The organism is Mycobacterium sp. ITM-2016-00316 (genome assembly GCF_002968335.2).
GTDB lineage: Bacteria > Actinomycetota > Actinomycetes > Mycobacteriales > Mycobacteriaceae > Mycobacterium.
On sequence record NZ_CP134398.1, the window covers coordinates 2,981,444 to 3,000,154 of the forward strand.

Annotated in this window: 18 protein-coding genes; 13 read left to right on the plus strand and 5 right to left on the minus strand. The window is 65.3% G+C overall.

Annotated elements, in window-relative coordinates; genetic code table 11:
• Positions 1-14: 14 nt before the first annotated feature.
• From C6A86_RS14345 to C6A86_RS14355, 3 genes are all read left to right on the plus strand, one after another.
• A complete protein-coding gene (locus tag C6A86_RS14345) occupies positions 15-1,115 on the plus strand; it encodes a hypothetical protein (protein ID WP_142406993.1) in 1,101 nt (366 codons plus the stop codon).
• Positions 1,112-1,660, plus strand: a complete 549-nt coding sequence (locus tag C6A86_RS14350; RefSeq protein WP_105363660.1) for a hypothetical protein — start codon at positions 1,112-1,114, stop codon at positions 1,658-1,660. The genes C6A86_RS14345 and C6A86_RS14350 overlap by 4 nt, the downstream gene beginning before the upstream one ends.
• A gap of 159 nt (positions 1,661-1,819) precedes the next feature.
• Complete coding sequence (locus C6A86_RS14355; RefSeq protein WP_105363661.1) at positions 1,820-2,029, plus strand: hypothetical protein; 210 nt, start codon at positions 1,820-1,822, stop codon at positions 2,027-2,029.
• Between the two features lie 46 nt (positions 2,030-2,075).
• Here the strand turns inward: C6A86_RS14355 and C6A86_RS14360 are convergent, their stop codons facing one another.
• Positions 2,076-2,324: a DUF3297 family protein gene (locus C6A86_RS14360; RefSeq protein WP_105363662.1), complete on the minus strand. Its 249-nt coding sequence runs from the start codon at positions 2,322-2,324 to the stop codon at positions 2,076-2,078.
• A gap of 114 nt (positions 2,325-2,438) precedes the next feature.
• Here C6A86_RS14360 and C6A86_RS14365 point away from each other — a divergent pair, with 114 nt between their 5' ends.
• Positions 2,439-2,732: a hypothetical protein gene (locus C6A86_RS14365; protein ID WP_233213030.1), complete on the plus strand. Its 294-nt coding sequence runs from the start codon at positions 2,439-2,441 to the stop codon at positions 2,730-2,732.
• A gap of 83 nt (positions 2,733-2,815) precedes the next feature.
• On the opposite strand, the gene C6A86_RS14370 is transcribed toward C6A86_RS14365, so the two are convergent.
• Positions 2,816-3,466 (minus strand): TIGR03086 family metal-binding protein, encoded by a 651-nt coding sequence (locus C6A86_RS14370; RefSeq protein WP_105363663.1) that lies wholly within the window; start codon positions 3,464-3,466, stop codon positions 2,816-2,818.
• A gap of 63 nt (positions 3,467-3,529) precedes the next feature.
• Between C6A86_RS14370 and C6A86_RS14375 the strand changes: the two genes are divergently transcribed.
• Positions 3,530-4,477, plus strand: coding sequence for a WYL domain-containing protein (locus tag C6A86_RS14375; RefSeq protein ID WP_311101205.1), 948 nt, complete (start codon positions 3,530-3,532; stop codon positions 4,475-4,477).
• Between the two features lie 63 nt (positions 4,478-4,540).
• Here the strand turns inward: C6A86_RS14375 and C6A86_RS14380 are convergent, their stop codons facing one another.
• Positions 4,541-5,143, minus strand: a complete 603-nt coding sequence (locus tag C6A86_RS14380; protein WP_105363665.1) for a TetR/AcrR family transcriptional regulator — start codon at positions 5,141-5,143, stop codon at positions 4,541-4,543.
• A gap of 138 nt (positions 5,144-5,281) precedes the next feature.
• On the opposite strand from C6A86_RS14380, the gene C6A86_RS14385 reads away from it, so the two are divergent.
• From C6A86_RS14385 to C6A86_RS14410, 6 genes are read left to right on the plus strand one after another with little or no spacing between them, the layout of a single operon-like run.
• A complete protein-coding gene (locus tag C6A86_RS14385) occupies positions 5,282-6,982 on the plus strand; it encodes a CocE/NonD family hydrolase (RefSeq protein WP_199196213.1) in 1,701 nt (566 codons plus the stop codon).
• Positions 6,969-8,615, plus strand: a complete 1,647-nt coding sequence (locus C6A86_RS14390) for an ABC transporter substrate-binding protein (protein ID WP_105363666.1) — start codon at positions 6,969-6,971, stop codon at positions 8,613-8,615. The genes C6A86_RS14385 and C6A86_RS14390 overlap by 14 nt, the downstream gene beginning before the upstream one ends.
• A complete protein-coding gene (locus C6A86_RS14395) occupies positions 8,616-9,566 on the plus strand; it encodes an ABC transporter permease (protein WP_199196214.1) in 951 nt (316 codons plus the stop codon).
• The gene (locus C6A86_RS14400) at positions 9,566-10,435 is read left to right on the plus strand and encodes an ABC transporter permease (protein WP_105363667.1); all 870 of its coding nucleotides are present in this window, start codon (positions 9,566-9,568) and stop codon (positions 10,433-10,435) included. Before C6A86_RS14395 ends, C6A86_RS14400 begins: the two co-directional genes overlap by 1 nt.
• Before the next feature lie 8 nt (positions 10,436-10,443).
• Positions 10,444-11,439 carry an ABC transporter ATP-binding protein gene (locus C6A86_RS14405; RefSeq protein WP_311101206.1) on the plus strand — a complete coding sequence of 332 codons (996 nt, stop codon included), beginning with the start codon at positions 10,444-10,446 and terminating at the stop codon, positions 11,437-11,439.
• Positions 11,432-12,238, plus strand: a complete 807-nt coding sequence (locus C6A86_RS14410) for an ATP-binding cassette domain-containing protein (RefSeq protein ID WP_311101207.1) — start codon at positions 11,432-11,434, stop codon at positions 12,236-12,238. The genes C6A86_RS14405 and C6A86_RS14410 overlap by 8 nt, the downstream gene beginning before the upstream one ends.
• Before the next feature lie 48 nt (positions 12,239-12,286).
• Here C6A86_RS14410 and C6A86_RS14415 read toward each other — a convergent pair whose 3' ends face one another.
• Together C6A86_RS14415 and C6A86_RS14420 are read right to left on the minus strand one after the other, a co-directional pair.
• Entirely contained in the window at positions 12,287-15,202 is a 2,916-nt protein-coding gene (locus C6A86_RS14415) for an aminotransferase (protein ID WP_105363670.1), read from the minus strand.
• Positions 15,199-16,623, minus strand: coding sequence for an APC family permease (locus tag C6A86_RS14420; RefSeq protein ID WP_105363671.1), 1,425 nt, complete (start codon positions 16,621-16,623; stop codon positions 15,199-15,201). Before C6A86_RS14420 ends, C6A86_RS14415 begins: the two co-directional genes overlap by 4 nt.
• Before the next feature lie 133 nt (positions 16,624-16,756).
• On the opposite strand from C6A86_RS14420, the gene C6A86_RS14425 reads away from it, so the two are divergent.
• Positions 16,757-17,530: a GntR family transcriptional regulator gene (locus C6A86_RS14425; protein WP_233213032.1), complete on the plus strand. Its 774-nt coding sequence runs from the start codon at positions 16,757-16,759 to the stop codon at positions 17,528-17,530.
• Between the two features lie 184 nt (positions 17,531-17,714).
• A complete protein-coding gene (locus C6A86_RS14430) occupies positions 17,715-18,698 on the plus strand; it encodes a phosphotransferase (protein ID WP_105363672.1) in 984 nt (327 codons plus the stop codon).
• The last annotated feature ends 13 nt before the right edge of the window (positions 18,699-18,711 follow it).

The window sequence follows — 18,711 nt, forward strand, 5'->3', positions numbered from 1 at the left end:
AAGGGCACACCACCATGACGAGTGCGGATTCGCGCGGCAAGTTACCGGCGTTTGTCATGCTCGCCGGCACACTGATCTCGCTGTCGGGGTTGACCTGGGACATCGACTGGCACCTTGACGTGGGGCCGGATAGCTTCTTCACGCTGCCGCACCTGTTCATCTACGCCGGCGGCGCAATCGCCGGGTTGACCAGCTTGGTGATGGTGTTGCGAGCCACCGCCGCACAGCGCAACGGCCAGGATCTCGATCCGACCGTCGGTGGTCGCGCGTTCAAGGTGCTCGGCGTATTCGCCGCGCCGATCGGCTATCTGGTCGGCGGCATCGCCGCGGCCTCGTTCCTGCTGTACGGGCTGTACGACGAGTGGTGGCACGGCCTGTACGGATTCGACGTGACCGTCGCGTCGCCGCCACACCAAGGTTGGCTGACGTCGATCTGCGTCACCATGATCGGCACCGCGATCGTCTTTGCAGCGGCCCGCGAACATCGCTGGGGTCGTTGGGGTTTCATGGTCGCGATCGCGGCCTTCGGGCAGTACGCCTCGATCCAAAGCGGCGCGTTGGCAGACCTCAACTTGAGCGCGACCATCGACTGGCCCACCTTGACCTGGCTGGCCATTCCGCTCGTCTGCGTGCTGCTCGGTTCTCAAGTCGTGCCGCGCGGCGGAGCCATCGGCACCGGGCTTCTCACACTGGTGCTGAACGTGGCAACCTGGTCGTTCGCCGGCTGGGCGGTCGGCTGGTATGCCGACCTGCAGCACTTGGCGCTTCGCGACTTCGTCGAGTTGGGCTTCCCCGTCGACATGGTGCTGATCCCCGCCATCGTTTTCGTGTTCGGCATCGTCGTCGAACTCCTGCTGCGGTGGAGAGGCGCGAGTGCCTGGTTGCTGGCCGGTTCCGGCGCGGCAGGCGTGATCGCGATCACCGGGCTGCTCAGCTGGATGGGATCCGGCGGCGTCGACCTGGGTGGCGAGGACGGCGGCGGACACGCGGGCAGCATCCTGCTGACGTGCGTCGCCGGGGGGCTGCTCGCGGGGGTGCTCGGCGGCGCGACGTGGCGACTCGGCCGGGCACTGCGTGCATCGAACGCGACACCTGCCGTCGGTGCGTCGGCATGACCATCCCCAACAGGTTGCGGGCAATGGTCGCGATGCTGTGCGCCGTCGCCGCGCTGTCGATCACCATGGCACCGGCCGCCGCCTCCGATCCGCTGGACTACGTCGTGCACACCGAGCACGTCCAGGTCGGCCCCTACCCGGTGACGGTCGGGTTCACCGTGTGGCCGCTGCGCGCCATGCAGTCGTTGGATTTCACATTCCAACCGGACGGCGGAATCGTAGGCAAGTCCGGCACCATCGCGACGATCGCACCCGATGGCCGGCAGGACGCGGATCGACTGGCCCGGCATCCCCGCAACCGCGAGGTGTGGGGCCTTGACGTGGAGTCGCTCGACTCCTCGGGGACGTGGACGCTGCGGTTCACGATCGACGGTCCGCACGGCGAAGGCACCGGCGACCTGGCCGTCGACGTGCTCAAACAGCCTGGTCCCCCGCTAGCGCTGAGCTGGCTCCTCGGACTCACCCCGCTGGCGCTGACGTTGGTGTTCTTCACGGTGGTCTGGATACGCACCGGCCCGCGCAGGAACGCCGACACAAGTCCCTAGCGGGGTTGCAGGTCGCCAGCCAGACCGCCACCGGACATGCCTGTCGCGCAAGGCCGAGGAATGCCATCATCACTCGCTCGACCTCGACGACGTGCTCGGCTGTCAGCCCGGTCCGAACTGACCGACGGACCGATCAGCTACGCGCCGTAGGCTCACGGCATGCACACCGTGGCCCTGTCCAGCGCCGCGTCAACGGCGGCCTTGACGTTCGGGCTGTCGGCCTATGCAGCGTTGATCCTCGCCGGCATCGCGGTGGGTATCTACGACGCGCGCCGGCATCGCCGGGGCCGGGCGATCGCGGCCGCGGTGATGGTCGGGGCGCTCACCGTGGGCGGGCTGGTTATCGCGATCATGAGCAGTGTCGCGTGAACCGTCACCACGGCGCCACCAAAGCACGAGGCGTCCGTTTGTGTGCTCAGCGGAAAAATGGTTCAACCGTGCCACTGAGCTTGACGACCATGGGATTTCCGCGGCGATCCTTCGCCGTAGGGACCTCGACACGCACCCAACCCTCGGCCACGTTGTATTCGTGAACATTGGTTTTCTCGACGCCGTTGAAGCGAATACCCACGTCGCGGCTAAGCACCTCTTCGCTGTAAAAGGCGCTGCGCGGATCGATGGAAAGGTGGTTCGGTGGAACGTCTGTGTTCTGGTCTTCGGACATGATGGCCTTCGTCGAATGGTGCGTCAGGGTCTCGGATTGTTCTAGAAGAATCTACGCGACCCTGCAGTAGCGGCACACGTCAGCGACGCCCCGCGGAAACGATCGTTCCCACCGATGCCGGTCGGTACCGACAAGCGTTTGGGAATTCAGATCGTCGGGCAAGATACCCTCATGCGAAATCATCTTTTGCGCCGTTCGGCCATCGCCATCCTTGCGGCCGCTCCCATTGCCGCGGGGTCGCTGTTAGGCGCCGGAATCGGTTCGGCTGAGCCCCCGAACTGCATCAACGGACAATTCTGGGATCCGATCACCAACACCTGCCAGACCCCCCGTCCGGCGGAGAACTGTGCGCCCGGTCAGTACTGGAACGCCTTGTCCAATGTCTGTCGGCCCCTGGGACAGCTCTAGTCCGCTCCACCCACGACCAGACTTCGCCGTTTCGGTTCCGCCCCAGCGCCTTTCGCTAACCCGGCGAGGCCTGAACTGGGCCGTCAGCGCGGGCCGCGCGGATCCCGGCCGTTCCAGGCGACGAGGCGATCGATGGCGGGGGCGTCGTCGGGGATCGCGACGGCCTCGGCGAACGGGATACCGACCTCGTCGAGGCCCCTCGCGGCCGAGATCTCCGCGTAGAGAGCTCGTCGGTTCTCGGCCGGCAGCATCTGGCGGGCCGCGTCGAGCGCCACGGTGACGACCGTGCCGTCCCAGTCAGGCTGCTGACCGGTCGCCGTCGCAAGGTCCCACGTGTGGACGGTCAGCTCGGAGAAGTAGGACGCCAGTACCTGGGCGCCGCTGCCTGCGATCCACGGCAGTGCCATGGGTCGTTCGAGCACGGCGTCGTCGCTCCAGGCATCCGCGGCGCGTCGCCCCGACTCCCGCCATGCGTCGGGCCAGCGATCGTCGGCGACTGGGGTATCGGTGACTGCCAAGGGGTCTTCGGCGTTGCCGAGCGCGGCAACCCGGTTCAGCACGCCGATGAGGTGGGCGAGCAGCGCTCGCACGTCCATGTCGGTGCACGGCGTCGGGTCCGTGAGCTGCTCTGACCGGACGCCGGTAATGACGCCCCCGACGGTGGCGATGGCGCGGTCGAGCATTGGCCTGGGATCGTCGAGGTGGTCCGTGGTGACGCTGGTCTGTGTGGTCATGGCGCCATTGTGCCGACCTAAACCGGTCACCTTATGGCCAGTTTTATATGGAAGTGTGGCTGAATGCGAGCCGACCGGCTGATAGCCATCCTCCTGCTGCTTCAGCAGCGCGAGCAGGTCACCGCATCGGAGGTCGCCCTGGAGCTGGAGGTGTCAGAGCGCACCGCCCGCCGCGACCTCGAAGCGTTGAGCGTCGCCGGGGTGCCCGTGTACTCCATGCAAGGCCGAGGGGGTGGGTGGCGCCTGTTGGGTGGCGCTCGCACCGACCTTTCCGGCCTGACCGCGGGCGAAGCGCGCGCCCTCTTTCTGGTAGCCGGACCTGCCTCGACGGCAACCCCGGGCGCGAAGGCCGCATTGCGCAAGCTCGTACGCGCGCTTCCTGAGCCCTTCCGGGAGCAGGCCGCGAGAGCGGCGACATCAGTCGTCGTGGACCCACGACACTGGGGATCCAGCCGGCTCGAGCGCCGAGCGCCCCGGTTTCTCGACGAACTTCAGGAGGCGGTGATCCTCGGCGTCCAGGTGCGGCTCGGCTACGTCGACCGCAAGGGCTCCGAGACCGAGCGGAATGTCAGCCCCTTGGGCATCGTCGCCAAGAGCTCGACGTGGTACCTGGTCTCCCATACGGAGGACGGCCAACGGACCTTTCGGATCGACCGTGTTTCGTCTGTCGAGTTGACCGACGTTCCCGTCCAACGGCCCGAGGGATTCGACCTTGCCGAGAGCTGGCGCGAGATCGCCGACGAGGTCGACCGAAGGCGCACTCCCCTTGAGGTTCAGGGCCTGTGCACCCCCGACGGGCTCGGCCTGCTTCGAACGGTGCTCGGGGGCCGCCTCAAGGTTGGCGGTTCCACGCCCGACGGCCGGATCGCGATCGTGGTTCGCGGCCACAGCGAGTACACCCTCGCTGTCGAACTTGCCGGGCTCACCGAATGGCTCGACGTCACCGGCCCGCAAGGCGTGCGCGACCACCTCGCCGCGATCGGCGGTGCGCTTGTCGCGCGGTACAGCTGAGCCCGCTTTGACAGTGCGCAAGCCAGCGGGCTCTCTGAAGGTCACACCTTCGGTCGCGTTCGCTTAGCCTTTCGCACGCTTGGACTTCGCAGCGCTCGGCGTGAATAGGTCGTCGAGCATTGCGTTGACGGCCACGCGCGCCCGGTCCCCACTCCAGTCCTCTGGATCCTTGACTGTCGAGACGAAGAAACCGCGCGACACCAGGAAAAGAACGTCGGCCAACCATGGAGGCGCATCGATCGCGGATTCTTCGATCGTCGTGACGATCGATGCGTGATCGTCGTGGGCCTCGTCGACCAAGGCCCCCCACTGGTCGCTGGCGGGTTCCTCCTTGGCGAGGATCTCGTGCCACAACCGGCGCGCTGCGTCGTCGTAGTCCTCGGTATCAAGAGTCCAATCCATCAGGGCGCGAAGACGATTCAGGCCAGACTTCCGGTCGAGCACTTCCGCCACTGCGGCGTCCCACCCGGCACGCACATGCGACACCGCGTTGACCAGCAGCGCGGATCGACTGGGGACGTACTTGGTGATGACCGTCGTCGACCGACCCATGCGGGCGGCCACGGCTCGGATGGTGACGGAGCGCGGCCCCTCCTCGCGGGCTACGTCGAGGGTGGCTTGGGCGATCTCCGTGAGGCGTGCGCTCGTGTCGATTTCGGGCGGCATCTTGTGACCTTAGCTCTTCCGGTTGACGAGACAACACTGTTGTACAACAGTGTTGTCTATCACGACGGCGACAACGTCCTCATCCGAGCGCTCGGCTCGTCGGTGTCGCCATCATGGGTCCAAGGAGGAGCCGCTCACGTGAGTGAATTGCAGATTGTCCGTACCGTCGCGGAACCTGTCGGCGACAGCGCGACTGAGTACGCAGTTCCGATGAGAGACGGCACTGTCCTCGCAACGGACGTCTACCTGCCGTCCGGCGTCACCCATGCACCGACGGTGCTCGTCCGCCTGCCATACGACAAGAACAGTCGGTACGTGTTCTTCGACAGGATCGCGCGGCGATTCACCGACCGCGGCTATGCGATGGTCGTGCAGGACGTGCGCGGAAAGTTCCGTTCGCAGGGGCCGACGGAGCCCTTCGACCACGAGGTCGAGGACGGCTACGACACCATTGACTGGATAGTGGCCCAAGACTGGAGCGACGGCGCGGTTGGCATGTTCGGAGACTCCTACTACGGCTTCACGCAGTGGGCGGCCGTAGTCTCTGCCCACCCGGCGCTCAAGGCGATCGTCCCACGGGTGACCACCTACGAGTTGAGCACAGTGAATCGTGGTGGCCTTGGCGGCTTCGGCGAGCCCGTGCCGTGGATGGAAGGCGCCTACTACCTTGCCACTCACTGGGTCGACCACGAAGCTTATGAATACGACCCGAACTACGACAACCGCCCCTTGGCCGACGCGTTCGAGGAGGCATTTGCGGCCATCGGCGCCCGATCCTCGTCGTTCGACTCGCAAACCCCGGTCCAGGCGAACAAGAAGGGACCGTTCGACCTCAAGCATCCGCGCGATGCCAAACCCATCCCCGTCTTGCAGACCGTCGGTTGGTTCGACAATCTCATGATCCCTCAAATGCGCGACGTGATGGAGTTGGAGTCCATTCCTCAGTGGGCGGCAGTGCAATACATCGAGGCGGGCTCCTTCGATCACGAGAATTACACCCTCGACCTCGCACCGATAAAAGACGCAGACGATCACGGCAGCAATGACGAGGCGTTGGAGCGGATGCTCGATCTCTACACGTCACAGGCACTGGATTTCCTCGACGTCTTCGTGCGGGAACTCAAGTCACCGGACACACTCCCGAAGGTCCGTTGGCAACTCGGCCATGTGGGATGGCAGACGTCGTCGCAGTGGCCGCCTCCGGGGGCGACGAAGCGTAGCTTTGATCTCTCCGGGTTGGGCAGCGCGGCCGGTGCGACCCCGGGCGGTCACCTGGTTGACGCCGGCGCAGGCGAGATGGGAGAGGCCCAGTGGGACTTCGATCCGGACAACCTCATTCCGTCGGCGGTCAAGAACTCCTTTGCCTTCCTTCTCGACTATCCAGATGAAAGCGCGACGGGCGACCGCGGAGACGTGCTGACGTTCACCAGTGAGCGACTCACTGAACCACTCGACCTGGCTGGTCCGATCGAGGTCGAAGCCCGTGTCTCGAGCACGGCCCCGACCGCCGACGTGTTCGTCAAGCTCCTTGATGTCGCCCCGGACGGCAGCGCACACATGATCGTGCGTGGCCAGGTTCATCTCGACGATGCCCGAACAATTTCTCGGGCGCACGTCAACCTCGGCCACACCGGCTACCGGGTGCGCTCGAATCACGCTCTCCGCGTTCATATTTCGTCAAGCGATTTCCCGCTGTTCATCCCGAACTCCGGCACCGACGAGAACCGGTGGACGGTTGTCGAGCCCCGAGCTTCCCAGCAGACGCTGTACGTCTTGGCCGATTGGCCGGCACGCCTGACCGTAACCGCACTATCGGAGGAACGTAATGATGCTTCGTAAGACGACTGCCTTGCTCTCCGCCGCCGCCGCGGTCATCGTCGTGGCAGGTTGCGGCGGCAACGGAAACTCTGGTGAGAACACCACGGCGGCGGAGCCGCCCACCGACGCTTCGGCCACGACGCCGCCAGGCAAGGGCCCCGTCGACTCGATCAATTGGGCGCTCTCCACCGGCGAGCCCACGACGCTCGACCCGGTCAAGACGGGCGACTACTCACCCAACACGGTGCTGATGAACGTGTGTGAGCCGCTGCTGCGGATGAACGCTGACTACAGCACGTCCCCCGGCCTCGCCGAGAGCTGGACGCAGACTCCGACGAGCATCGTCTACAAGCTTCGGCCCGGTGTGACGTTCTCCAACGGCAAGCCCATGACGGCCGACGACGTCGTAGGCAGCCTGAAGCGCAACATGGACCCGGCGATGGAGCCGATCAACGGTGACTTCTTCACGTCGGTGAAGTCGATCGAGGCAACCGGCCCGCTCGAGGTGACGGTGACGATGAGCAAGCCGGACATCCTCTTCGCGGAGGGCATGTCGACGGAGTTCGGCGCCATCGTCGACGTGGCCGATGCGGCCGCCGCCGGCGCCGGCTACGGCACCGCGAGCCACCCGCCGATCTGCACCGGCCCGTACAAGGTGGCCAGCTGGAATGCCGGCTCGAGCATCACACTCCAGGCGCGCGACGACTACTGGGATCCCAAGCTCCAGCCGATGGTCAAGACGATCAACTTCAAGTTCCTCGAAGACACCTCCACACTGACCAGCGCGCTGTTGTCCGGCGAGATCGACGGCACGTACGAGGCACCATCGACGAGCTTCGACACGCTTCAGAAGACCGACGCGGGCAAGCTCTACCTCGGCCCCAGCACTCAGGTGTTCAACCTGAGTCCCGCGAACCCGGACACGCCGATGGCTCAGACAGAGCTCGCGCAGGCACTGGACAAGGCGATCGACCGCGCGGCGATCGTGAAGAACGTATGGCACGGGGCGGGGACGCCCAACCGGGCGGTCATCCCGCCCTATGCCTTCGGAAAGGGACCGGGGGCGGCCGTGTTCCAGAAGGCCTACGACGCGCTACCGGACAACTCCAGGCCCGACGTCGAAGGCGCAAAGGCGCTCGTCGAGAAGGTCGGTGCGCCCAGCGAGACCATGATCTTGGCGCTGCCCGCCGGCGATCAGTCGCAGTTGCAGATCGCCACGTTCGTCCAGGCATCCGCGAAGTCGATCGGACTCAACTTCGATCTCAAGCAGATGCCTGCGACCGAGTTCTCGAGCTTGTTCTACGACCCCTCCAAGCGCAAGGACGTCGACCTCGTGCTCAGCGCGGGCTACGTCGAGGTCCCGGACCCGCTGTCGTACGCAATCCTGCTGTTCCCCAAGGATGCGCTGTTCAATTGGACCGGCTTCGACAAGCCCCAGGTGGACGCCGACATCGCGAAGTCTCGTGAGGAATCCGATCCGGTGGCATCGGCACAGGCATACGTCGACGCGCAGGCGATCTGGGAGGCGCAAAAACAGCGCGTTCCGATCGGCACGCCGTACGAGCGCTTGTTTATGAACAAGCGGATCACCGGTGCGCCAGCCTCATTCGCCTACATCAACATGCCGTGGGCGGCGATGATCGGGGCTTCGTAGTTGACGATCGTCCGTTTCGTCCTCAGACGGATCGTGGCGCTGGTGCTGACCCTGGTCGTCGCCAGCGTGGTGATCTACGGGCTGCTGTTCATCTCCCCGGGTGACCCTGCAACCCTGCTCGTGGGCGGCGGCAAACCCAACCCGGAAGTCGTTGCACGGATCCACCAGGAGTATCACTTGGACGACCCGTTCTTCTCCCAGTACGGGCGTTGGGCAACGGGGATCCTGCACGGTGACATGGGGCGCTCACTTGCCTACCGTGATGACGTTTCACATCTGCTGTCGGGGCGGATCCCGAACACACTGCTGCTGGTGCTCTTCGCCGGTGTGCTGATCGTGATCTTCGGCATCGGTGGCGGCATGCTCGCCGGTCTACGCGGCGGTCGGGTCGAGACGGCGGTGACTGTCGGCAGCTCGGTGGCGATGGCGTTTCCGACCTTCGTCGTCGCGGTATTCCTCATCGCGATCTTCTCGACCCAGCTCTCCTGGTTTCCGGTCTTCGGTGCCGGCGAGGGCCTCGGCGACAAGCTGTGGCACCTGACACTGCCTGCGATCTCACTGGCACTGGCCTACATCGCGTGGGTGGCGCGGGTGACGCAGGTATCGGTACGCGGTGAGCTCGGCTCTGAGCACGTCGATGCCGCCCGCAGTCGTGGATTGCCCAATCGGTGGATCATCCGACGTCACGTGCTGCGTAACGCCTCACCACCGATCCTGGCGGTGTCGGGGCTGATGATCGCAGGTCTGCTCGCGGGGACGGCGGTGGCCGAGAAGGCGTTCGGCATCGATGGGATCGGCTCACTGCTCGTCGACAGCGCCGCCAAGCAGGACCTCGCCGTGGTGCAGATTCTGTCCCTGCTGATGGTCGCCGCCTTCGTTGTGGTCAACACCGTGGTCGACGTCGTCAACGTCGCACTCGATCCCCGCCAAGCCGTGAAGGGACGCGACTGATGAGCGCCATAGCCCTCGCCGGTTCTACGCGAGTCCGGCGTGTCACGGGACGGCTGGGCTCCGCCAACCTCGCGGTGGCCGCGGCGGCCGTCGTCGGCGTGCTGTTCATCCTGCTCGCCATCTTCGGCCCGCTCGTCGCGCCCTACGATCCGACCGAACTCGACCAACTCAACATCTTCGCCAGCCCCTCCCCCGCCCACCTGCTCGGAACCGACGACACCGGCCGCGACCTGTTGTCCCGACTGATCTGCGGAGCGCGTCCGAGCCTTGTTGCCCCAGCGGTGGTGATGGTGCTGGCCGGAGCGATCGGAACGATGCTGGCCGTGTCCGCAGCATGGTTCGGCGGCTGGTGGGATGCCACTGTGGCGCGCTTCCTGGACCTCCTGTTCGGCTTCCCCGGACTGATCCTCGCGATCGTCGCCGCAGCCGTCTTCGGCAGCGGACTCGTCGCACCGGTGATCGCCCTGTCGATCGCCAACGTTCCCTACGTCGCACGCATCCTGCGTCCCGCCGCGCTGCGCGAGCGCAACCTCCCCTATATCGAGGCACTCGTCGTGCAGGGCCAGTCGCCGTGGAGGATCTGCCTGCGTCACGTCGTGCCCAACCTCGGGCCACTCATCGTCACCCAGATCGTCGTCGGCTTCGGCTATGCCATGCTGGACATCGCGGCGATTTCCTTCCTGGGACTCGGCCTGCAGCCGCCCAGCCCAGAGTGGGGACTCATGGTCGCCAACGGCAAGCCGGCGATCGTGGATGGTCACCCCGCTCAGTCGCTCTATGCCGCCCTGACGATCGTGCTTGCGGTGGTGGCCTTCAACGTCATCGGTGAACGTGTGTCTCAGCGGCTCCTCGCGCAGGGGGCACGATGACGACACCATTGCTCGAGGTCGACTCGCTGAGCGTCGCACTCCCGATCGACGGCCGTCCTCAGACGGTCGTGAACGGGGTGTCGTTCTCCGTGGGCGCGGGCGAGGCGCTCGGCCTGGTGGGTGAATCCGGATCGGGAAAGTCGATGACCGCGCGAGCGATCATGCAACTTCTTCCCAACGGCGCGTCCACCCAGGGAGACGTTCGCTTCGACGGCATATCGGTTCCCGACATGAGCGCCAAGTGCTTACGCGAGTGGCGCTCGGATCGGGTGGCCATGGTGTTCCAGGACCCGCGAGCGCACATCAACCCCGTTCGGCCGATCGGCGACTTCCTCTGCGAGGTCCTCGTCGCCAACCGCAAGGTCGGACGCAAGGAAGCCGAGCGGCGCGCCGCGGATGCTCTGCGCACCGTGCACATCGCCGATGCCGAGCGGCGGCTGCGCCAATACTCCTACGAATTCTCCGGCGGTCTCCTGCAGCGGGTGATGATCGCCGCGGCGCTCATCGTCGAGCCGCAACTACTTCTCGCCGACGAGCCGACGACCGCGCTGGACGTGACCACGCAGGAAGAAGTGATGGCCATCATCGACGAGCTACGCCGCGACCGGCAGATGAGCATGATCTTCATCACGCACGACCTGGAATTGGCCGCCGCGGTCTGCGACCGAACGGCGGTCATGTACGCCGGGCGGCTGGTCGAAGAGCGAGCTTCGGACAAGCTTCACCGAGACGGAGCGCATCCGTACACACGCGGGCTCCTGGGCGCCCGTCCAAGCCTCGACGTCGATGGTGGACGAGGAACGCTCGCAGCGATCCCCGGCAGGCCGCTGGCCGGCTACGAGGCACCCGACGGCTGTGGCTTTGCGGACCGCTGTCCGTTCTGCCAGCCGGTCTGCCGCTCGCAGCGACCGGAGCTCACACCGGTTCACCATGGCGTCGCGGCATGCCACTTCGCCGAACAGATCGCCGATGGCAGCGCGCTCGAAGGGCCGCCCCGTGCCTGAGACTCTGCTTGCAGTCGACGGGCTACGCAAGGTCTTCGGGCACCACGTCGCGGTTGACGGCGCCACGTTCTCGGTGGCCGCGGGTGGTTCGCTGGCAATCGTCGGCGAGTCGGGCTCCGGTAAGACAACTGTCGCCCGGATGATCGCCGGGCTCGAACGGCCGAGCGCGGGCACCATCACCGTCGAGGGCGAGGACCGACCCGGCGGCCGGGTGTCCACGACTATGCGACGCCGGTGGGCGCGGCAAATCCAGATCGTCTTCCAGGACCCATACGGGTCGCTCGACAGGCGCCAAAGCGCGCGTGACTCGGTGCGCGAGATTCTTGACATACACAACTCGGACCTCGACGATCGCGGCGTCACCGCCCGAATCGAGGAACTGCTCGATCAAGTCGGGCTGGGCACGCGCCAGGCTGACGCGCCGCCGCGCGCCCTTTCCGGTGGTCAGCGTCAGCGCGTCGCGATCGCCCGCGCGCTTGCCGCCGACCCGCGGCTCCTGATTCTGGACGAAGCGGTCGCGGCACTCGACGTATCCATTCAGGCGCAGATCCTCAACCTGCTCGCGCAGATCCGCCGCGACTCGGGCATGGCATTTCTCTTCATCACCCACGACTTGGCCGTCGCCCGGCACATCGCCGACGATGTGATCGTCATGCACCGTGGACAGATCGTGGAGCGAGGCCCGATCGATGACGTACTGCGGACACCCAGCGACGACTACACGAAGAAACTCATCGCGTCGGTCCCCCGACCCGGGTGGAAACCGCGGCGGGCAGAGGCAGTGACTGGACAACTCTGATCGAGCGGCTCGGCTTGGGCAACCGGACTCGCCCGGCAATAGTGGGTGTCACCAGCCCTCAGTGAGTACACGGTCGAGCATGTCGGCGTAGTGATCGGCCCCATCCATGTCAATGCACAAGGGCGGCTTGGTCTTCAGGATGTTCTTGCGTTCACCGGTCGGCTGGATCACGACACCGAGTTCGAGCATCCGGTCACAGATGGCCAAGGTCTCCTCCGGTGCGGCCTCCAGCGTTTCGCGGTCGCGGACCATCTCCACGCCAATGTAGAGACCAGAGCCGTGCACGGTTCCGATCAACGGGTGGCGGGTGGCGAGTTCCCGGAGCCGGGAAATCAGATGCGTCCCAACGGTCATCGCATTTGCTTGCAAGCGTTCCTCTTGGAGGGTGTCGAGTACCGCCAGGCCGACCGCGCTCGACAGCGGGCTGCCACCGGTGGACGAGAAGAAGTACCCTTCGCTGTGGAAACGCTCTGCGATCGCCCGGCTGGTGATGACCGCACCAACGGGATGACCGTTGCCCGTCGCTTTGGCAATCGTCACGATGTCGGGGACCACGCCCTGTTGCTCGAAACCCCAAAACCATTGACCCAGACGACCATAGGCAACCTGGACTTCATCGGCGATCGCCAACCCGCCGGCGGCCCGAACGGCGGTGTATACCTCGTCCAGGTAGCCATCGGGGAGGGCCATTCCACCGGCGTTGCCGTAGACGGTTTCGGCGATGAACGCCGCCGGAGCCCGTCCACCGTGCGCGAGCTCGTTGATGACGTCGACCGCCTCGGCGGCATACTTCGAAGCCTCGGCGCCGCGATACTTTCCGCGGAAGGTGTTCGGGGATTCCACCGTGTGCACCCAGTCCGGCCGGGTGGTCAGAGCGTTCGGGTTGTCCGCAGTGGAGGTCGACACCGCATCGGTGGCGTACGTCCAGCCGTGATAGGCCTCGCCAACCGCGACGACATCACGAGAACCACTGGCTGCCATCGCAAGTCGGATTGCGAGGTCGACGGACTCAGAACCTGAGTTCACCAGGAACACGGTGTCCAGAGGATCGGGCAGCAGTGCGGTGAGGCGTTCGCAGAACTCGACCACCACCGCGTAGTTGAATCGTGAGTTGGTGTTGAGCCGGTTGAGTTGCCGGGTCGCGGCGTCGGCAACGGCGGGGTGTGCGTGGCCCAGCACGGTGACGTTGTTGACCATATCCAGGTAGCTGCGCCCCTGTGTGGACAGCATGTGGTGCCGCCAGCCGCGCTCGATCTGCGGAGGGCGCGTGTAGTAGTGCTCCTGCACGTCGGCGAACGTTGCCGCCCGTCGTTCCAGCAGACCCAGCTGTGCCGAACGGTGCTGAGGCAGCCCGAGCAGCGGGGCGGGATCCGATGTGATCGCCAGCCAGCCCGGTGCGTACTCCGGCCGAACCGTCTCCGGCGCTACGGGCGCCTCGCTCAGGTGTACGGCCAGGTGTGTCCGCTGTCCGGCAGGCATCGTCGCCAGCGGGTCTCCCTGGACCACTCGCTCGATCGCCGGTATGAACGTTGCGCCCGTCAACCGCAACTCGTGAGAACCGTGACGCAGTACGAGTTCGTCGTTGTCAACGGTCACCTCGCCGTCCCACGGCGCGGTCAGTTGGGTGGCATCGGCGGACCAAACATCGATGCCCGTGGTGATCGTGGCGCTGCTCTGCGCCGCCAGCGGCCGACTGCGATCCATACGCGCGGCACCGTAGGCGGTGACGACAGCTCGCGCGCCTGACGCCAATGCCTCGCCTGCCAGCCGTGTCGCCAGGTCGGGGTCGAGCCAGGCGCCGCGGTCCACGGAGTCCGAGTCAACCGAAAGATCAAGGGTGGCAATGTCCGTCGGCTCGATCTCGAAGATGCGCCGGGCCACGCCCGGGTCATGACGGGGGGCTGCGACGTCGAGCCGGTCACGAATCAAGGCGGACATGACCGCCGTCGGAACCGACAGCGCCTGATCGAGAAGGACGCGTTCCCGTTGCACCGTGGTGGCCGCGTACTCGTTGCCCGGGTCGATGGCGACCTGTTGCAGATCGCTGATCAGCAGTACCGCGGTCCTGGCGACGACCATCGGCCACAGCGCATCGATCTCCTCGCCGCTGAGCGGTCGGATGGCATGAAATGCTGAGATCACTGACAGAGTGGCAGCCGATTCGACACCTGGATGGTGCAGGGTGGCGGCGACGGTGGCGGCGAGTTCGGCCACCGCCCAGGTATGGGTCAGGTCGCCGAAGTCCAAGAGGCCGTCCGGGTGCCGCCTGCCGTCGGGTCCCGACGTGCCCACCGTATTGGTGTCGGCAATGTCGAGGTGTACGGCCTGACGGGGCAGGTGAGCGTCGAGACGTTGCAGAGCGTCGACCGCGGCGGCCGTTGCGCTCGTGATTCTGGCGGCCTCGGACGAGTCGGGCAGGTACCCCGCAAGGAAGTCGACTACGCGATCTGCAAAACGCGGATCCCACTGCAGCACGCGCTGCAGCCCTGGATGCTCGAATGTGAGCAGCGCTCGGCTGACTCGGCCCGCCACGTCACCCATTTCGGCAAGGACCGTCGGTGAGAGATAGCCGGACTCCGCCAGGTCGCCGCCGGGCAGGAAGTCCAGCAGCCGTGCGGAGCCCAGACCTCCGGGCATTGGTGAATGCTGTCGGCCCTGGCGGTCGGGAATGGCACGGGCGAGTCGCAGGGCCGGCTCGCGGTCGGCGACCCAATCCGTCGCTGCTACCTGGGCGTCGATCTCAGCGTCACTGAAAGCCGGATTGGCCACCTTCAACACCCCGGCCACCGCTCCGCCGGCTTTGGTCACCAAGAAGTTCGCGTCTTGCTGACTGCCCAAAGTGGCTGCTGTGGCGTCGATCCCGTAGTTTTCGGCGACAAATCGGGCGGCGTCGCGCTCGGTGACCAGTGGCGCTGGGAGTTCGGGGTGGGCGAAGAAGTCGAAGCTCGTGGTGGAGGAGGTCACCGCGGTGTCCTTACTGAGGGAGTCGTGTTCTCGATAGGTGTCTCACCGGCGTCGAAGTCGACCTCTGGTGTAGGCTGCCGGAATCCGCGGGTGAGGGCGGCCAAGTAGATGACCCCAACCGCCATCCAGGAGAATCCAATGGCGAAGGCGTCCATGGAAAGACTGGTCCACAGCCATCCCGTGAGGGCGACGCCGATGGCAGGCATCGCCGCGTAGACAAGCCAGCTACGCCAGCCACGGCGCCCCAAGTCGATCAAGAAATGCTTGATGACAGACAGATTCACCAATGTGAACGCCGCGAGGGCGCCGAAGCTCACGATTGAGGCCATCGTCTCCAGGTCAGCGATCAGCGCGAACAGCGAGATTGCCGATACCACCAGGGCCGCACCGATCGGTGTCTGGAATCGTCGACTGATACGTCCGAACACGACCCGAGGCAATACCCCGTCGCGGCCCATCGCGTAGAGGATGCGGGTGACGCTGACCTGTGAGGACAGTGCTGCCGCGCTACATGCGCACATATAGGCGACGATGAAGAAGTTCTGCAGCGTGTGTCCGCCGGCGGCGAACACCACCTGCAGTGCGGCCGAATCGGGATCGGTGATGGTGCGGTAGTCCGGCACCACGAGCGTGGCGCAGTAGGACACCACCAAGAAGATGACACCGCCGAGTACCACCGTGAGGATGATGGCCACGGGTACGGTCCGCCGGGGATTGCGCGCCTCTTCAGACATGGTGGACACCGCGTCGAACCCGAGGAAGCTCAGCGCGACGATAGCGGCGCCGCCCAGGATGTCGCCACCACCGAACCCGGACGTGTAGAGCGGCTGAAGCAGCGAAACACCGGGGTTGTTTCGCAGGTAGACCAACGCCACGACCGAGAAGACGACGATGAACAGCAGCTGCATGCCCACCAGGGCGTAGTTGAGTCGGTTCATGATCACCACGCCGACCACGTTGACAACGGTCACCAGGGCGACGGCAACGAGACAGAACACCGCCGCGGGCACTGCGGGGAACAACGCGTTGAGGTAGATGCCGATCAGCAAGTAGTTGATCAGCGGCAAAAGTAGGTAGTCCAACATCAGGGACCAGCCCGTGAGAAACCCGACTTGGCCGCCAAATGCCCGGCGGGCGAAGGTGTAGGCGCTGCCCGCGCTCGGATAGGCGCGCACGAGTACGGCGTAGCTTCCGGCGGTGAACAGCATCGCCGTGAAGGTCACGATGTACGCGGTCGGCACATGCCCGTGGGTCGTCTGGCTGACCACGCCATAGGTGTCGAACACGGCCAACGGGTCCATGTACGCCAGGCCGAAGAGAACGAGTCCACCGACACCGAGCACTCGGCGGAGGTGCGGCTTAGCGCTTCCACCGGCTGTCACCCGCTCGTCGGATGTCGCTGCCAAAGAGGATTCCGTCATGCGTGGACCACCCCACGCAAGATGCCGTCGCTCACAAATGCCTCCAATTGGTGACCAATTCTACAATGACACAGTCCGGGGGACGATACGCGCCCCTCCCGAAAAGCGCTAGCCCAAGAGGCGGATCACCGACGTGGTTGGCATCGTCGGCGTGGTAGACAATGGGTCGAATGCCGACGGATCGAGAGGGGTAGTGGCCATGGTCTCCACGCCCGGTGAGCACGTCGACGTGCGCGCCCTCCTGCCGTCTCGCAGTACGACGGGCGAGCAGGTCGCCGATCTCGTTCGCGAGGAGATTCTGTCCGGCGAGATCGCCCGCGGTGCGGCACTGCGCGAAGAAGTGATCTCCGAGCACTATCAGGTGTCGCGCCGCACTGTGCGGGACGCCCTGCGGGTGCTCGAATCGCAGGGCCTCGTGCGTCACCAGCGGCACAAGGGTTCGACGGTGGTCGATTTCAACGCCAAGGACATCACCGATATGTACCGCTCGCGAGAAGTACTGGAAGTCGACGCGGCCAAACGCTGGTGCACATCGGATCAGCCCAGCAGTCCACAACGCTTCGACCAACTCACGACGGCTATCGACCAGCTTGAGCGGGCCTCACGTGGCACCGACTTCCGCGTCATCGTTCAATCCGACCTCGACTTCCACGCTGCCATCATCGGATTGCTCGACAGCCCTCGAATCGACCGCTTCTTCAACGCCATCGAATCCGAGATGCTGTATGCCCTCGCCATTCTCGAGGCGAGTTCGGGCGAGTACAAGACCGACGCCGCGCAGGCATTTGGCGAGCACCGCGCGATCTACGACGCGCTCGCAGATCGCAACGAGCACCTTTCTACCCGACTGATAGCCGAGCACCTACACGTCAACCGGGACATCCTGGTCCACATCGTCGCCAGCTGATTGGCGTCGGACGCGATGTCCGGAGCTCACTTCCATGGCGTCGACATTCAGCGAACGACACCGCCGTTGGCCGGGCTGGCCCGTCGGCCATTGCCAAAGCACCGCCACTCCGCTAGCTTGAGACATTGGTGAACAATGATGCAATAGGGGTTCTGGGTTGACAGAGTGGACATCCGATCGGCGTATGGGATTGGCAACACGCGACATCGCCGCTGCCCTCGACCACCAGTACGGGTTGGTCAGCTCTGAAATGCGCCGGCTCGGTGGCGAGTTCGACCAAACCTTCGCCCTCACCACCGATGGCGGCGTACGTGCGGTCGTCAAGGTCTATCGCGCCGACGAAGCTGACGGCGTGCGTTGGCAACACCAGCTGTTGGATCGCCTCGTCGGACTGGTTCCCGTTCCGGCAGTGCTGCGTGCAAGCAACGGCGCCGACGTGGCCCTCCTCGACGATGATCTGTGTTTGAGCGTGTACTCCTGGATCGACGGCTCACTATTGTCTGAAGCGCCCGAGCACCCCACCGAACTGCTGATCGGCTGGGGGCGCACGGCGGGGAACATTGTGGCCGGTCTGGCCGGCATGCAGGAGGACCAGCAGGTGGCAAAGACCCACGGGTGGGACCTGCTGGCCGCACCGCTGACGATTGGCGCCAATCTGCCCCTGATCGACGATCCCGCGCAGCGCGAGGCGGCGCTGGCTGCGGTTGAGATGTTCGACACGGTGGTCGCCCGTCACATCGCCGATCTTCCCAAAGGCGTTGTGCACCAAGACCTCAACGATTTCAATGTGTTCGGGGATCCGGCTCGAGGGCGCATCACCGGCGTCATCGACTTCGCCGACTCACTGTATACCGCTCGGGTATGCGAACCAGCGATCGCCGGCGCCTACGCGATGCTCCGAAAAGCTGACCCAATCAGCGCCCTCGTCGATGTCGCTGCCGGGTTCGACCAGGTGGTTCGACTCAATGACACCGAAATTTCACTGCTCTTTCCCTTGGCGATGATTCGCCTGGTCTGCAATGCGACGATCTGGACTGCGCGCCGCGGCGGGCCGACTGGCGAATACGGGAAAGCCCGTTCCGAGCACACCTGGCGGGCCCTGGCCGCGTTGCGGCCGATCCATCTCGACCAGGCCGAGACCCGGTTGCGCGCGACCCTGAACCGTTAGTCCCTCGAATGCA

Coding starts and splice junctions, on each gene's coding strand:
- C6A86_RS14345 (WP_142406993.1), top strand. CDS start 15: ATGACGAGTGCGGATTCGCGCGGCAAGTTACCGGCGTTTGTCATGCTC.
- C6A86_RS14350 (WP_105363660.1), top strand. CDS start 1,112: ATGACCATCCCCAACAGGTTGCGGGCAATGGTCGCGATGCTGTGCGCC.
- C6A86_RS14355 (WP_105363661.1), top strand. CDS start 1,820: ATGCACACCGTGGCCCTGTCCAGCGCCGCGTCAACGGCGGCCTTGACG.
- C6A86_RS14360 (WP_105363662.1), bottom strand. CDS start 2,324: ATGTCCGAAGACCAGAACACAGACGTTCCACCGAACCACCTTTCCATC.
- C6A86_RS14365 (WP_233213030.1), top strand. CDS start 2,439: ATGCCGGTCGGTACCGACAAGCGTTTGGGAATTCAGATCGTCGGGCAA.
- C6A86_RS14370 (WP_105363663.1), bottom strand. CDS start 3,466: ATGACCACACAGACCAGCGTCACCACGGACCACCTCGACGATCCCAGG.
- C6A86_RS14375 (WP_311101205.1), top strand. CDS start 3,530: ATGCGAGCCGACCGGCTGATAGCCATCCTCCTGCTGCTTCAGCAGCGC.
- C6A86_RS14380 (WP_105363665.1), bottom strand. CDS start 5,143: ATGCCGCCCGAAATCGACACGAGCGCACGCCTCACGGAGATCGCCCAA.
- C6A86_RS14390 (WP_105363666.1), top strand. CDS start 6,969: ATGATGCTTCGTAAGACGACTGCCTTGCTCTCCGCCGCCGCCGCGGTC.
- C6A86_RS14400 (WP_105363667.1), top strand. CDS start 9,566: ATGAGCGCCATAGCCCTCGCCGGTTCTACGCGAGTCCGGCGTGTCACG.
- C6A86_RS14420 (WP_105363671.1), bottom strand. CDS start 16,623: ATGACGGAATCCTCTTTGGCAGCGACATCCGACGAGCGGGTGACAGCC.
- C6A86_RS14430 (WP_105363672.1), top strand. CDS start 17,715: ATGGGATTGGCAACACGCGACATCGCCGCTGCCCTCGACCACCAGTAC.